The organism is Paenibacillus taihuensis (assembly GCF_003386535.1).
Classification (GTDB): domain Bacteria; phylum Bacillota; class Bacilli; order Paenibacillales; family Paenibacillaceae; genus Paenibacillus_Z; species Paenibacillus_Z taihuensis.
In genome coordinates this window covers 23155-36926 of record NZ_QTTN01000005.1, presented here as the reverse complement: position 1 = coordinate 36926, position 13772 = coordinate 23155, and the positions used below count along the sequence as shown (strand labels likewise).

Genomic DNA, 13772 nt, shown 5'->3' with positions numbered 1-13772 from the left:
AGTAAAAAAGCCATTGTCTGCACGAGGCAGTACCAATGGCTTCCAAATTATTAAATTTTCTCTAACAACTCCTCCCGTTCCCAGCTGACGAAGCGATCCTCCCATGCAATGTGGCAAAAGCCATCCAATCCTACTTCTACAATCGTCCCTTTAGCACCGTCCAGCAAGAACACCACATAGTCGCCGACCTCGAACAATCGTTATCACCCCAGTCTGAAAACGATTCCGTGACCACCTTTCGGGTATTCCCATTTAATATTCTGGTGCGGACAGCCGATGCGGCAGCTTCCGCATTCATGACAGCCTTCGTAGCCGACATGCATGCGGATTTCCTCCCACTTGTACACTTCTGCCGGACAGAAGATCGTGCAGATTTTGTCCGGACAGCTGGTCATGCACACCTCGGCATCAAGTACGGTCAGATGCGATTTCGTATCCGCGTTGAATCTGAGCAAATATTGCTTCTCTTCAATGGATTGCGCTTTCGCCTCATCGCTCATCACTTCATCACCTTCCACGCCCGGTACATATCCCGCGCGATTTTCACCTTCTCCTTGGCTGAGCCGAGATCCCGCCATATTTTTTTCTGCTTCTCCCGCTTCGAGGTGCCGTCGACGGTGAACATTTGGCTCATCGCGCGGTTCATCATTGGGATGTACTGCTCGAAGTACTGCGGGAATTTGTCAAAATGGTGCGTCGAGTCTTTGTATTTCTTCAAATCCTGGCCGACGAAGCCCGCCATCAGCTCCTTCCGGTAACGGTCCAGAAACGCCTCCGAGAAATCGCCCGCCGCTTTCGCCTCCACAATGGCGGCAGCCGCCAGACGGCCCGACGTCATCGCCATGTTCGAGCCTTCGCGGTGAATCGCGTTGACGAGCTGCGCGGCATCGCCGACAACGAGCACGCCTTCGCCGACGACCTTCGGCATGGAATGGTAGCCGCCCTCCGGAATGAGATGGGCGAGATACTCCTGCGGCTCCGCACCTTGCACGTACGGGCGTACCATCGGGTGATTCTTCACATAATCAAGCAGATGATGCGGCTTCAGCTTATGCTTGATCATGCCGGAGAGCAGCGTGCCGACGCCGAGGCTCAGCGTATCCTTGTTCGTGTAGAGGAACCCTGTGCCGAGAATGCCCTTGGTCGCGTCGCCGAACAGCTCGATCGTACAGCCTTGCCCTTCTTCGAGATTGAACCGATCCTCGATCACCTTCTTATCGAGCTTCAAGATTTCCATCGTCGCGAGCGCGACTTCATCGGGCTTGAACTCCTTGTGGAAGCCGAGCGACTTCGCCAGCAGCGAGTTCACCCCGTCGGCAAGCACGACGACGTCTGCATACAGCTGGCCGTCCGGGCGGTCGGTCTGCACGCCGACCACCTTACCGTTCTCGACGATGCAGGAGAGAACGACGGTCTCGTTGATCAGCAGCGCACCCTGCTCGACGGCCTTGCCTGCGAACCATTGGTCGAACTTGGCCCGCAGCACGGTGAAGTTGTTGTATGGCTCGCGCGCCCACTCCAGCCCTTTGTAGCCGAAGGTAATGGCCGATTCTTTATCCATCATCATGAAGCGCTGCTCGACAATCGGGCGCTCCACGGGCGCATCCTTGTAAAACTCCGGAATCACGTCCTCCATCATCTGCCGGTACAGCACGCCGCCCATCACGTTCTTCGAGCCGGGGTACTCGCCCCGCTCGAGCAGCAATACTTTGACGCCGGCCTTCGCCAGCTCGTAGGCGCAAGCAATGCCCGCCGGCCCCGCGCCGACGACGATACAATCGAACTTCTCAGGCATCGTGAATTCTCCCTTCGTCTACGTCGCCAGCGCCGGCTTGCCGAGCGCGCCCCTGAACTGCTCGATGAGCAGCGGGATAATCTCGAACGCGTCACCGACAATGCCGTAGTGGCAGGATTGAAAGATTAACGCATTCGGGTCCTTGTTGATCGCGATGATGAGCCCCGAGTTCTGCATCCCGACGATGTGCTGGATGGCGCCTGATATGCCGATGGCGAAGTAAATCTTCGGCGTCACCGTTACGCCCGTCTGTCCGACCTGATGATGGTGGCCGACCCAGCCGGCTTCAACAACGTCCCGGCTTGCGCCGACCGCTCCGCCGAGCACCTCCGCCAGCTTGTGAATGAGCTGAAAGCCTGCCGCGCTGCCCATCCCTTTGCCCCCGGACACGATAATGTCCGCCTCGCTAATGCGCACCGTCTGGATGGTATTGCGCACAATTTCAAGCACCTTCGTGCGGATATCGTCCTCATGGATCGGTATCGATTCCTCGAAGATAACGCCCGTACGCTCCTTATCGCGCGGCAAAGCGCGCACGACCTTCGGCCTCACCGTCGCCATCTGCGGCCGGTATTTCTTACATAGAATCGTCGCCATAATGTTGCCGCCGAAAGCCGGACGGCTCGCCAGCAGCAGGCCGGTGTCCTCTTCGACATCGAGCTGCGTCGTATCCGCCGTCAGACCGGTCGGCAGGTCCGTCGCCACCGCGCTTGCCAGGTCCTTGCCGGTGGAGGTCGCACCGTAGAGCAAGATCTCCGGCTTAAATTTCTCCACGCACGCTAAAAGCGCTTTCATATATGTCTCTGTGCGGTAATGTTTATAGATCGGCGCATCGTAGACGTACACGACGTCCGCCCCGTACTCGATCACTTCCTGCGCGAGCGACGTCACGCCATCGCCGATCAGAACGCCGGCGAGCTCGCTGCTCCGCTTATCCGCCAGCTGCCTGCCCGCGCCGAGCAGCTCCAGCGAGACGGACGCTATCGCGCCGTCCTTCACTTCCATGAACACCCACGTTCCGCGGTAATCATCGAAATTCAAGAGGATTCGCCTCCTATCTAGGCTTCGAACAATTCCTTCTTCGCAAGCAGAATGCCGAGCAGTTGGTTCACCTGTTCACCCGTTGTGCCCTCGAGCATATGCCCGCCCTGCGGCTTCTGCGGCGCCCAGACGGAGGAAACGATCGTAGGCGAGCCTTTAAGGCCCAGCTGAGTACGGTCCACATCCTCCAGCTCGTTCACCGACCAAATATGCGGATTATACCGTGCCGCCCGCAGCATATTCGGCATCGATGAATAAGGCACCTCGTTGATCTCTTTCTCGACGGAGAACAAGCATGGCAGCGTGGAAGAGACGACCTCATAGCCGTCCTCCAGCTTGCGGTGGAGAATCGCAATGCCCTTCTCCTTGTCGATCTCAACAATCTTCTTCACGCTCGTTAGAGGAGGAATGTCTAGTCGACGCGCAATGCCAGGTCCGACTTGGCCAGTGTCGCCGTCGATCGTCATTTTGCCGCAAATAATAAGATCGATCGGCTGCTCCTTGCCGATTTTTTGAAGCGCTTTCGTTAATGCGTAGCTTGTAGCCAGCGTGTCCGCGCCGGCGAACGCCCGATCCGAAATCATATAGCCCTCGTCTGCGCCGATCTCGATGCATTTGCGAATCGCTTTGACAGCCGGCGGCGGTCCCATCGTCAGGACGGACACGATGCCCCCGTAGCGCTGCTTCAATCGAACCGCTTCCTCCACCGCATGCGCATCATAGGGATTCAGAATCGCCGGAGCGCTGGCACGATCCATCGTATTCGTCTTCGGATTCATCTTGATGATCTTCGTATCCGGCACCTGCTTAATGCAGGCGACAATATGCAGCATCCCTTCAGCACCTCACACCTCTCGTCTTATGATTAAAATATATAGGCCTTTGGAAGAGAAAATGCATAGTTCGAAAGGACGAGTGCACAAAAAAGGTTGCTTTCTCAGCAGCCCCGCGGCATCTATCTATTTTTGGTCACGCAAGCTTGTCTGCGCGGACAAATTCCTCACGCCTTCTCTCTCTCGTATACATAAACTATGGTGTGCATGAATCTCTTTTCAGGCCTTCTACCGAAGGTCTCTTTTTTTGCGTGGGGCCGTGACGTTCATGATACCCTCCGCCTCCTAAACTCCCAAACTCCCTACTTCGGAACAACCATCGTCTTCACATGCACGATATTGTGCAGCGTGCTATAGCCTTCTGCGTCGATCAAATTGATCATGCCGCTGCCGCTTATGCGCTTGATGACGCCGATTCTCTCGGAGGCGCTGCTCAGGTCGATGACCGCCATTTTGCCCTCCTCTTTCTTGAATAGCTCGCCCAATGTCTTGGCACTATTTGACTGTGTTTGTCCTGCCGGAATGGTGCCTGTCGACTTGGCATAAGGAACATGCGATGTTGGATACGGAATCAGCCACTTCATATGGTGCGTCGCGATATAGACCGTGCCGTAAATGGGCGAGTAGAGTGTAAAATAATCATTCATAATGCCGTTCAAATGCCCGTGAATCGACTTGTTGCCGCTGACATAAATCTCGACGAAGAGACCCTTGGCTTCCTGTAATATTTTCGCTACATTCATATCTTCCACTTGAAGTCCTACGGATGGCTCGTCAGCCTGGTCGCTGCCCTCACTTCCTTCCTCCCCCAAGAAATCCACCTTCAGATTGTGCACATGCGCCAGCGGAATATAGAGATACCGCAGCTGATGCAGGAGGACAACCATGTCGGAACCGACGTCGATCAGCTTGCCCGGCAGCATCCGCTTGCCCGACACTTCTATCACGACCTTGTTACCGATTAACGACTTGAAGTCATTCAAACTAGTACCCCCTCACTGTTTTAGAATTGTTTATAGAATTGTTCAAAATATCCACGAAACCCAGTAGTGCAGCAATACCAGCGTAAACAGCACCGTAATCGGAATCACCACTATCGTCACTTTCACATATTGGCCCCAGGTGATCTTCACGCCGCCTTTCCTCATGATGTGCATCCACATAATCGTGGCCAGCGTACCGATCGGCAGCAGGAGCGAGCCGACGTCGCTTCCGATTACGCTTGCAAGATAGGAGACTTTCAGCGTTAGAGGATCGAGTCCCATATTCGTTAAAGTAAGCGTGCCGACCATGAGAGCCGGATGGTTGTTGAACATATTGGATAAGACGCTGAGCAGGCCGCCCATCAACACGCTCGCATGCAGCAGGCTGCCGGTAACAAGGGGCTGCAGGAAGTGGATGAGCCACTCGGTCAGGCCGATATTTCTGAGTCCATAGATGATGACGTACATACTAAAAGCAAAGATCAAAATATACCAAGGCGTCTTCTTCAGCATATCGATTGGCGGTACCTTGAGGTGGAACCAGCGCCATCCAAGCAGGAGCACGGAGCCGATTACAGCCATTGCCGATATCGGAAAATGCAGATATGAAGCAACGAACAGGCTAATTCTGACGCAAAAAACGAAGATCAAGATACCTCGCATAAGATTGGCGCGGTATGCCTTCGGCGGCGCTTCTCCCATGAGCGGATGGCCTCCGGGTGTCAGCTTCCATGAAGGTATTTCGGGCAGCTTCTTCGGCAATGTGCGGTAAAAGACGGCGAACAGCAGGAAAGCGAGCAGCAGCAGCCCGATCGATGCCGGAACAAACATCATCGCCGCTTGCATGTAGAGGCTCATGTGGACGATCTTGAGCGCGATGAGGTTGACGATGTTGCTGACGCCAATCGGAGCGCTGGATGCGGTGGCGATCAATGCGCCGGAGAGCAGATAAGGGATTTTCTGGTGATTTTTGAGCCCTATGTTCTTCAGCATCATGAGCAGGATTGGGGTGGTAATGAGGATGCTGCCGTCGTTGTTGACGAAGAGCGTCATTAGAAAACAGAACAGGTTCGTCAGCCAAAACAAGCGAATGCCGGAGCCTCGGGCTGAGCGGGTGAGGATTTCGGCTGCCCAATTGAAGAAGCCGAAGCTTTCAAGAACGATCGCCATGACGATGGTCGCGATGATGGTAATGGCGGCACCGCTTATGGTCTCTGTAATTGCGCCGAGGTCGGAGAGCGTTACGGTGCCGGTCAGCATCACCAGCGCGGCGCCAACGGTCGCCGGTATCGCCTCGTTAATATTCGGTTTCCAGAAGATGAAGCCGATCGTCAGGAAGAATATACATACGGTGAGAATGTCCATGATGTCGTGCATGCTTTACCCTCTTTTCAAGATTCTCTAATCTTCTATTCTCCTTTCGGAACCTTCTTAAGCTTGCGGGATGGCTACCTTCCTCGTGCTGCAATTTTCATAGATTCCCTCCCTGCGACTGCCTGCTATAGCAGTGATGTACTGTATTTATATGTACACGGCGGATGGCTCGTACTGGTCAATATCCCTAACTCTATGAAAACCATCTCCTATCAATTATTGATATCTATCTCTGATTGATAGTTGTACGGTGTGTATAGGTGCCTAGCGCCTAGGTTGGGGGTTTTCCGACTCTCAGGCTCCACAGTGACCTGTTTCGTCGATGGCGGATGAGCGAGAGTCGGGTTTTCCGACTCTCAGCGAGTTTTTCCAGCGAATCTGCTCCTGAGAGACGGATTTTCCGACTCTCAGCTCACCGCAACATGCCATTCCAGCTACTTCTGGTGCTAAGAGAGCCATATTGGATTTCTCAGCAACCTATTCCCGGTGGTTCGACTGCGAGAAATCCGTTTTGGCTCTCTCAGCTTCTTTCTCTCGCATTTTCAACTGCGAGAGACCATATAAGCTCTCTCAGCACCCACCCTCACGGCCGCGCAACACACGAAAAAGCGGCAGAGCCCTCGCTCTGCCGCAACAACAAATACCGCTCCCGTTTACACTTGCTTTATTACCACTACGACTCCGCTCAGTCGCCCATAATTCGCGACAAAAACTGCCTCGTCCGCTCCTGCTTCGGGCTGCCGAACAGCTGCTCAGGCGGTCCCTCTTCCACGATGACGCCTTCATCGATTAGAATGATCCGATCCGCCACCTCGCGGGCGAACTTCATTTCGTGCGTGACGACAATCATCGTCCGCCCCTCCTGCGCCAGCTCGCGGATGACCTTCAGCACTTCCCGCACAAGCTCCGGGTCAAGCGCCGAGGTCGGCTCGTCGAACAGGAGCAGCTGCGGATCGATCGACATCGCCCGCGCAATGCCCACCCGCTGCTGCTGACCGCCGGATAGCTGGTGCGGGTACGAGTCCGCTCTCGTCTCGAGCCCGACTTTCGCGAGCAGCCGCATAGCCCTCTCCCGCGCCTCTTCCTTCGGCCGGCGCAGCGATGTGATCTGCCCTTCCATCACGTTCTGAAGCGCCGTCATATGCGGGAACAGATGATACGCCTGGAACACCATGCCCGACTGCCGCCGCAGCTGAAGCACATCCGCCTGTCGCACCCGAGTGCCGCCCGCGAATGCAATGCCAGCATTGCCGATTGCAATCGTGCCGGAACTCGGCGTCTCCAGCACGTTCAAGCAGCGCAGCAGCGTCGACTTGCCGGAGCCGGACGGCCCAATAATGACGAGCACGCTGCCCCGTTCCAGCGTTAAGTCGATGCCCTTCAGCACAGCCACCTCTCCGAAGGTTTTCGTCAGGCCACGCACCTCAATCATCGCCATTGCTCGCCACCCGCCTCCTTCTTACCTCACATCAAACCGCTCATAATACCGCTCAAGTCTGCGCTGCAGCACCGCAAGCACTGTACACAGAATGAGATAGATCAGCGCCACCTCGCAATAAATGAGCATGGGCTCATACGTCGCCGCCACTATCTGCTGCCCCTTCGCGAACAGCTCGATGACCGTCACCGTTGCCGCCAGCGACGTATCCTTCACCAAGCTGATGAACGAGTTCGACAATGGCGGTACAGACACTCTCGCAGCCTGCGGCAAAATAATCCGGCGCAGCGCCTGCAGCCTCGTCTGCCCAAGCGAGTACGCTGCCTCCCACTGCCCGCGCGGAATCGAGATGATCGCCGCCCGGATAATCTCGGAGCCATAAGCGCCGACGCTAAGCGTAAAGCCGATCACCGCTGCTGGAAACGCGTTAATGAGAATGCCAAGGCTCGGCAGCCCGTAGAAGATAATAAACAGCTGCACAATCAGAGGCGTACCGCGAATAATCCACACATAGAAGCGCGCGATCCAGGACAGCACGGGGATGTCGGAAAGGCGCACGAGTGCAGTCACCAGTGCGAGCAGCAGGCCGAGCACGAACGAGATGAGCGTCAGCGGTACAGTAAAAGCAACTCCCGCGTGCAGCAGAGGCAGAAACGAATCGGTAAAAATCTGCCACAGCCGCTCTGAATGATCACTCATAAGGACTAACCGCCTTCACTACTTCGATACATCCTCGCCAAAATATTTGGTCGATATCTCCAGGTACTTCCCGTCTGCCTTCATATCCGACAATGCTTTATTCACTGCGGTCACCAGCTCCCCATTGCCTTTATGGAACAGCAGTCCGCTCTGCGACGCGTTATTCGTCTCATCGACGACCTTGATCGGTACATCCGGCTTCTGCTTCTTCAGATCCAGATAGCTCAGCTTATCATTGATCGTTGCATCGATCCGCCCCGACACGAGCAGGTCGATCGCCTGGTTGAAGCCGTCGATCTGCACGATCTCCGCTCCGTTGCCCTTCGCAATATCGCCAAGGTCGCTCGTGAGGGATTGGCCTGATTTTTTGCCCTTCAAATCAGCCAGCTTCTTAATATCGTTGTTGCTGTCCTTCACGATGAGGACCGCCTTCGAAACGATATACGGGTCGGAGAAATCATATTTCGCCTGGCGGTCCTCCCGAATCGTCACTTCGTTGGCGACCATATCGAACCTTTTCGCATCAAGCCCCGCCAGCATGCCGTCCCACTTCGTCTCCACAAAGTTCGGCTTCACGCCGATTCGCTTCGCCACTTCCTCCGCAACTTCCACATCGAAGCCGGTCAGCTTCCCGTCTTTATCGTGAAACGAGAACGGCGCATACGTGCCTTCCGTCCCGATCTTGATTTCACCGCTGGACTTGATGGAATCGAGCAGAGTCGTTTTGCCCGGAGCTTCCGCTACATTGTTTCCCGAATCATTGTTCTTGCCGCATGCCGTAAGTGACAGCAGCACGACTGCCGCGAGCCCCGTATTTCGCATAGATCGCCAATGCCAATTGATCATAAAAATGCCTCCCTTTGCCTATCTTTGGATAGTATGCCAGCTTCGCAGTTGGTTCATTCCTCCTGGGCTTCCACCCGTTCGCCAGAATACCGGGCTTGTTCGTTGACAGCCTTTGGGGGCGGTTCTATAATGGGTTTCATCTTATAATCGGCCGGCTTCTAAGGTCATCTCATGCAACAAAATCGCAACAAAGAAAGGAATCATCCGCTCTATGATAAACGATCAAGCTACCAGCCTGCCTGCGGCCATGCCCCGTTCCCGGCGGCTGTGGACCGCAGCGGTGCTCGGCTCGCTCAGCGCGTTCGGACCGCTGTCGCTCGATATGTATTTGCCTGCGCTGCCGAAGCTCGCGAACGACCTGCATACGAGCACATCGCTCGCGCAGCTCAGCCTGACGGCGTGCCTCATCGGGCTCGCGATCGGCCAGCTCTTCGCCGGCCCGGTCAGCGACGTGCGCGGCCGCAGAGGGCCGCTGCTGACCGGCCTCATCCTGTACGCCGTATCCTCGCTGCTCTGCGCTATCGCGCCGTCGATCGGCACATTCATCGTGCTGCGCTTCATCCAAGGGCTCGCCGGCTCGGCGGGCATCGTTATCGCGCGCGCCGTCGTGCGCGACTTGTACACCGGCCCAGAGCTGACGCGGTTCTTCGCGCTGCTCATGCTCGTCAACGGCATCGCGCCGATTGCCGCGCCAATTGTAGGCGGGCAACTGCTGCACTTCACGACCTGGCAAGGCGTGTTCGTCGTACTCGCCTCCATCGGACTTATCATGTTCGTCGCCGTACTGTTCGGCTTGCCAGAGACATTGCCGCGTGAGCGGCGAGCCAAAGGCGGCATACTGAACACGGTGATTACGTTCCGCCGCCTGCTCACCGACCGCGTGTTCATGGGCTACGCCCTCGCGCAAGGCTTCGTCATGGCGGCGATGTTCGCTTACATCTCCGGTTCGCCGTTCGTGCTGCAGGACATCTACGGTGTATCGCCGCAGATGTTCAGCCTCTGCTTCGCCATTAACGGGCTTGGCATCATTCTCGCCAGCCAATTGGCGGGACGCCTCGCTGGCCGCTTCAACGAAGTGAAGCTGCTCGTCACTGGCCTTAGCATCGCCGCGGTTGGCGGCGTCGTCCTGCTTGCGATGCTGCTCGCTCACGCCCAGCTGGTGCTCGTACTTATCCCCCTCTTCTTCGTCGTCGCAAGCGTCGGGATAGTGTCGACGATGGGCTTCTCGCTCGCGATGCAGGGTCAAGGGCAATCGGCCGGCAGTGCATCGGCGCTGCAAGGGCTCATGTCCTTCATGTTCGGCTCGATCGTTGCGCCGTTCGTCGGCATTGCCGGCAGCGGAACGGCGATTCCGATGGGCATCATCATCGCTGCGCTGGATGTCAGCGCGCTCCTGCTCTACTTCCTGCTTGCGCGCAAAGCACAGGCAAGAGCTTCTTAGTCTAATTCCTAACCTATACACGCTCGAACCAAAATCCCTTCACCGCGAAGGGTTTTTTTATCGATAACAGCTCCTTCCTTGCGATCAAATCTGCCATCAATTGTAAACATAGTCCTATACAGCTAATCCCGTTATGCGTTACATTAGATAGGACAACAGAATCGGAAGGTGATCGCGCTTGCTTAGGGACCTTATCCTCAATTTCGCTATTTTGTCGGTCTATCTCTTCTTTGCCTCCCCCTTCTTCATTCGCGATGAACGTGATCCGCAACCAACCTGGAAATATAAGCTGACAGCGGGCGCCGTGTTCGGCCTTTTGGGCGTTATGTTGCTGTTCTTCAGCATTACGACGACCAATAATACACCGCTGAACATGCGTGGCATCGCCCTTATGCTGGCCTCCTATTTCGGCGGTCCAATCGGGGCCATTGCGGAGCTCATCGTCGTCTATATTGGACGTTATTTGAAGGAAGGCTCGCTTAATCTGGTGCAGATGGCGATTGGTTTCTCCGCTGCTTTCGGTACCGGCTATCTGTTCACTCGCATCAAATCATACGGGGTCAAGTGGATCGTCGGCTCCCTGTTTCTGCTCAATTACTACTACTTCGTGCTATGGCTTGCAGGCCAAATCACCCTAGAAACCGTTTGGGCATACATCGTCAGCCAAGCTTGCTACTCCTTCTTAATCGCGGGCTTTCTCTACTACTTAGTCCACAACCACCACAACCGCAATCGCATCACGCAAGTGGAACAAGACATGATCGGCATGCTGCGCATGCAGCCCGGACTTACGTTCCGCTTCCAGCCGAAGCACGGTACGTACTACTACAATCTCGCGGAAGGGCAGCTGCTTAAGAAGATCGGACTGCTGCCATCGATGCTGCATAACAAGTCTTTTGCCGAAACCGAGCTTTTCAAAGACGACTTCATTGATTTTCTGGACCAGAATCACACCAAATTCTCGAACGACGAGACGGTCTCCTACGAGACGATGATGGCTGGAATTGCCGTACATATCACCCTGCAGCCGGTCATTCAGAACGGACAGCTCACAGACATCATCGGCAACGCGATCGATATTACCGATCTGCAGAAACGCAAGGAGGCCGATGCCGCCAGCCGCGCCAAAAGCCAGTTTCTCGCGCAGATGAGCCATGAGATCCGGACGCCGATCAACGCCATCGTGGGACTGAATTATATCCTGCAGCAATCGCGGCTCGACGAGCAGCAGCGGGGCTACATCGACAAGATCATAACGGCGGCGAAGAGCTTGCTCACCATCGTAAATGACATCCTGGACTTCTCCAAGATTGAAGCTGGCAAAATCGTGCTGGAAAAGGTCGAGTTCGACCTGTACGAGGTGCTGTACAATGTATCGAGCATGATGAGCTTTAAGGCCAATGAGAAAGGCCTGCGGTTCCACTTCTTCGTACATCCCGATGTGCCGCAGATGCTCGTCGGCGATCCTTTCCGGGTACTCCAAATTGTGCTCAATCTGGCCAATAATGCGATCAAGTTCACGTCGCAGGGGCAAATTACGATCTCCGTCAATCGAATCTTGCAGCGGGATCAGACGTCGGTGCTGTCCTTCAACATTCGCGACACCGGCATTGGAATGAACGAAGAACAGCTTGGCAGCTTATTCAAAGAGTTTACACAGGCCGATATGACCACAACACGGAAATTCGGAGGAACCGGACTCGGACTTATCATCAGCAAAAATTTGGCGGAGCTCATGGGAGGGAAAATTGATGTCGAGAGCAAGGTTGGCAGCGGAAGCAGCTTCACATTCAAGGCGCCGTTCACGGTAGCTGCAATTCCCGCCGTTGCCGCACAGGAAATTAGTCCGCAGCTGACATTTCTGCGCGTCCTTATTATTTGTGACGACAGCCAAATGCAGCGGGTGCTGTGCAGCCAGCTGGAGCAGTTCCAGTTCGTCGTCAGCACTGCGCAAAGTGCAGAGGATGCGTTGCAAAATATATCCCGCGGCGGCATATATGATTTGATCCTGCTGGACTGGAGGTTGAGCGGTACGGATGTGCTCCGTCTTGCGGACACAATCCACGCTATGTTCACTTCGCCGAGCCAATCGATCATCTTAATTAGCGCCTACCATGAGGCGGAGCTCCAAATGGCTTCACAGTCGGCTGCCATAGCCAAAACACTGCTTCACCCGATTAGCCAATCCCAGCTCTATAACGAGATCATTACGCTGTTTCAGCCGCATTTTGCGTCGAAGCGGTCGACGACGGATTACTCGATTCAATTCGCATCGCTCCAGGATGCCGTCGTGCTGCTCGTTGAGGATAACGAGATTAATCAGCTCGTTGCCAGAGAGCTGCTCCGCGAAGTCGGCATTGGCGTCGACGTCGCGAATAACGGCGAAATTGCCGTGCAATATGCGGCAGAGCGAAGGTATGACGCGATTCTGATGGATCTGCAAATGCCGGTGATGGATGGCTACGAAGCGACCAAGGCGATTCGCCAGTCGGTGGCAGGCCGCGCGGAAGTCCCGATTATTGCCATGACCGCCGACGCAATGAAAGGCGTGGAGAACGAGGTGCTGTCGGTCGGCATGAACGGGTACTTGACGAAGCCGTTCGATCCGATCGACCTGTACAGCATGCTTCAGCGCCATATGCAGCGGACGCGGGAGCAAGAAACGGCCGCCGGGGCGGCGGAAGCTGCGGCCGCCAAAGCTGCGCCGCATCTCGACCAAGCCGCCGCGATTGGGCGGCTAAGCGGGAACACAGCGTTGTACCGCCAGATCATCGGGCTGTTCGCGAACAAACACGCGATCGGCCTGCGAGAGGCGCGCGAAGCTATCGCAGCCGGCGACGTGAAGAACGCGGTGCTGCATGTCCACACGCTGAAGGGCGTCGCCTCCAACATCGGCGCCGACCGGTTAGCCGATTTGATGGCGAAGCTGCAAGCTGCGCTGCAGGCTGACGATCACGAGGCAGCGAGCGCGCTGCTGCTCGACGGGGAGCAGGAGCTGCAGGCGGTGCTGCTTGAGGCGAGCTGGATTGAGTGAAGGCTCCTAAGAATACTCGCGTATAAGTGCAAAAATACACTTATTCCACTTGCCTAGTCTCCTTTCTCCCGGAATAGGTGCAAATATACACTAATTTCTGGCCTACCACGGCGGAATCGCTTATTCTGCCGAAAATAAGTGCATTATTGCACTTATACCGGCGCATTACCGTGATTCCACCTTTAATAAGTGCCTATTTGCACTTATCCAAAGTCCGAAGTGGTAAACGGCCGGGGCGGGAATCACTTACGATAACAAAAGGAGCGGGCACACCAAGTGTGCCCGCTC

12 protein-coding genes are annotated in these 13772 nt (G+C 55.4%); 2 read left to right on the top strand and 10 right to left on the bottom strand.

Going from position 1 to position 13772, the window contains the following annotated elements; genetic code table 11:
* Positions 1-50: 50 nt before the first annotated feature.
* From A8990_RS31410 to A8990_RS05825, 10 genes are all read right to left on the bottom strand, one after another.
* Positions 51-197 carry a hypothetical protein gene (locus tag A8990_RS31410; protein WP_165911157.1) on the bottom strand — a complete coding sequence of 49 codons (147 nt, stop codon included), beginning with the start codon at positions 195-197 and terminating at the stop codon, positions 51-53.
* Between the two features lie 6 nt (positions 198-203).
* The gene (locus tag A8990_RS05865; protein ID WP_090575002.1) at positions 204-500 is read right to left on the bottom strand and encodes a ferredoxin family protein; all 297 of its coding nucleotides are present in this window, start codon (positions 498-500) and stop codon (positions 204-206) included.
* The gene (locus tag A8990_RS05860; RefSeq protein ID WP_116188089.1) at positions 500-1795 is read right to left on the bottom strand and encodes an FAD-dependent oxidoreductase; all 1296 of its coding nucleotides are present in this window, start codon (positions 1793-1795) and stop codon (positions 500-502) included. The genes A8990_RS05865 and A8990_RS05860 overlap by 1 nt, the downstream gene beginning before the upstream one ends.
* 18 nt (positions 1796-1813) lie before the next feature.
* Positions 1814-2836 (bottom strand): electron transfer flavoprotein subunit alpha/FixB family protein, encoded by a 1023-nt coding sequence (locus tag A8990_RS05855; protein ID WP_116188088.1) that lies wholly within the window; start codon positions 2834-2836, stop codon positions 1814-1816.
* A 17-nt stretch (positions 2837-2853) separates the two neighbouring features.
* Positions 2854-3669, bottom strand: a complete 816-nt coding sequence (locus tag A8990_RS05850; RefSeq protein ID WP_116188087.1) for an electron transfer flavoprotein subunit beta/FixA family protein — start codon at positions 3667-3669, stop codon at positions 2854-2856.
* A gap of 302 nt (positions 3670-3971) precedes the next feature.
* Complete coding sequence (locus tag A8990_RS05845) at positions 3972-4652, bottom strand: DUF2642 domain-containing protein (protein WP_116188086.1); 681 nt, start codon at positions 4650-4652, stop codon at positions 3972-3974.
* Positions 4653-4694: 42 nt separating this feature from the next.
* Positions 4695-6029: an arsenic transporter gene (locus A8990_RS05840; protein WP_116188085.1), complete on the bottom strand. Its 1335-nt coding sequence runs from the start codon at positions 6027-6029 to the stop codon at positions 4695-4697.
* Positions 6030-6711: 682 nt separating this feature from the next.
* A complete protein-coding gene (locus tag A8990_RS05835; protein WP_116188239.1) occupies positions 6712-7458 on the bottom strand; it encodes an amino acid ABC transporter ATP-binding protein in 747 nt (248 codons plus the stop codon).
* 27 nt (positions 7459-7485) lie between these two features.
* Entirely contained in the window at positions 7486-8163 is a 678-nt protein-coding gene (locus tag A8990_RS05830; RefSeq protein WP_116188084.1) for an amino acid ABC transporter permease, read from the bottom strand.
* Positions 8164-8181: 18 nt separating this feature from the next.
* Positions 8182-9009, bottom strand: coding sequence for an amino acid ABC transporter substrate-binding protein (locus A8990_RS05825; protein ID WP_281272486.1), 828 nt, complete (start codon positions 9007-9009; stop codon positions 8182-8184).
* 211 nt (positions 9010-9220) lie between these two features.
* Between A8990_RS05825 and A8990_RS05820 the strand changes: the two genes are divergently transcribed.
* Together A8990_RS05820 and A8990_RS05815 are read left to right on the top strand one after the other, a co-directional pair.
* Positions 9221-10450 carry a multidrug effflux MFS transporter gene (locus tag A8990_RS05820; RefSeq protein WP_116188083.1) on the top strand — a complete coding sequence of 410 codons (1230 nt, stop codon included), beginning with the start codon at positions 9221-9223 and terminating at the stop codon, positions 10448-10450.
* A 178-nt stretch (positions 10451-10628) separates the two neighbouring features.
* The gene (locus A8990_RS05815; protein ID WP_116188082.1) at positions 10629-13484 is read left to right on the top strand and encodes a response regulator; all 2856 of its coding nucleotides are present in this window, start codon (positions 10629-10631) and stop codon (positions 13482-13484) included.
* Positions 13485-13772 lie beyond the last annotated feature (288 nt).

Coding starts and splice junctions, on each gene's coding strand:
- A8990_RS05865 (WP_090575002.1), bottom strand. CDS start 500: ATGAGCGATGAGGCGAAAGCGCAATCCATTGAAGAGAAGCAATATTTG.
- A8990_RS05860 (WP_116188089.1), bottom strand. CDS start 1,795: ATGCCTGAGAAGTTCGATTGTATCGTCGTCGGCGCGGGGCCGGCGGGC.
- A8990_RS05850 (WP_116188087.1), bottom strand. CDS start 3,669: ATGCTGCATATTGTCGCCTGCATTAAGCAGGTGCCGGATACGAAGATC.
- A8990_RS05840 (WP_116188085.1), bottom strand. CDS start 6,029: ATGCACGACATCATGGACATTCTCACCGTATGTATATTCTTCCTGACG.
- A8990_RS05835 (WP_116188239.1), bottom strand. CDS start 7,458: ATGATTGAGGTGCGTGGCCTGACGAAAACCTTCGGAGAGGTGGCTGTG.
- A8990_RS05830 (WP_116188084.1), bottom strand. CDS start 8,163: ATGAGTGATCATTCAGAGCGGCTGTGGCAGATTTTTACCGATTCGTTT.
- A8990_RS05825 (WP_281272486.1), bottom strand. CDS start 9,009: ATGATCAATTGGCATTGGCGATCTATGCGAAATACGGGGCTCGCGGCA.
- A8990_RS05820 (WP_116188083.1), top strand. CDS start 9,221: ATGATAAACGATCAAGCTACCAGCCTGCCTGCGGCCATGCCCCGTTCC.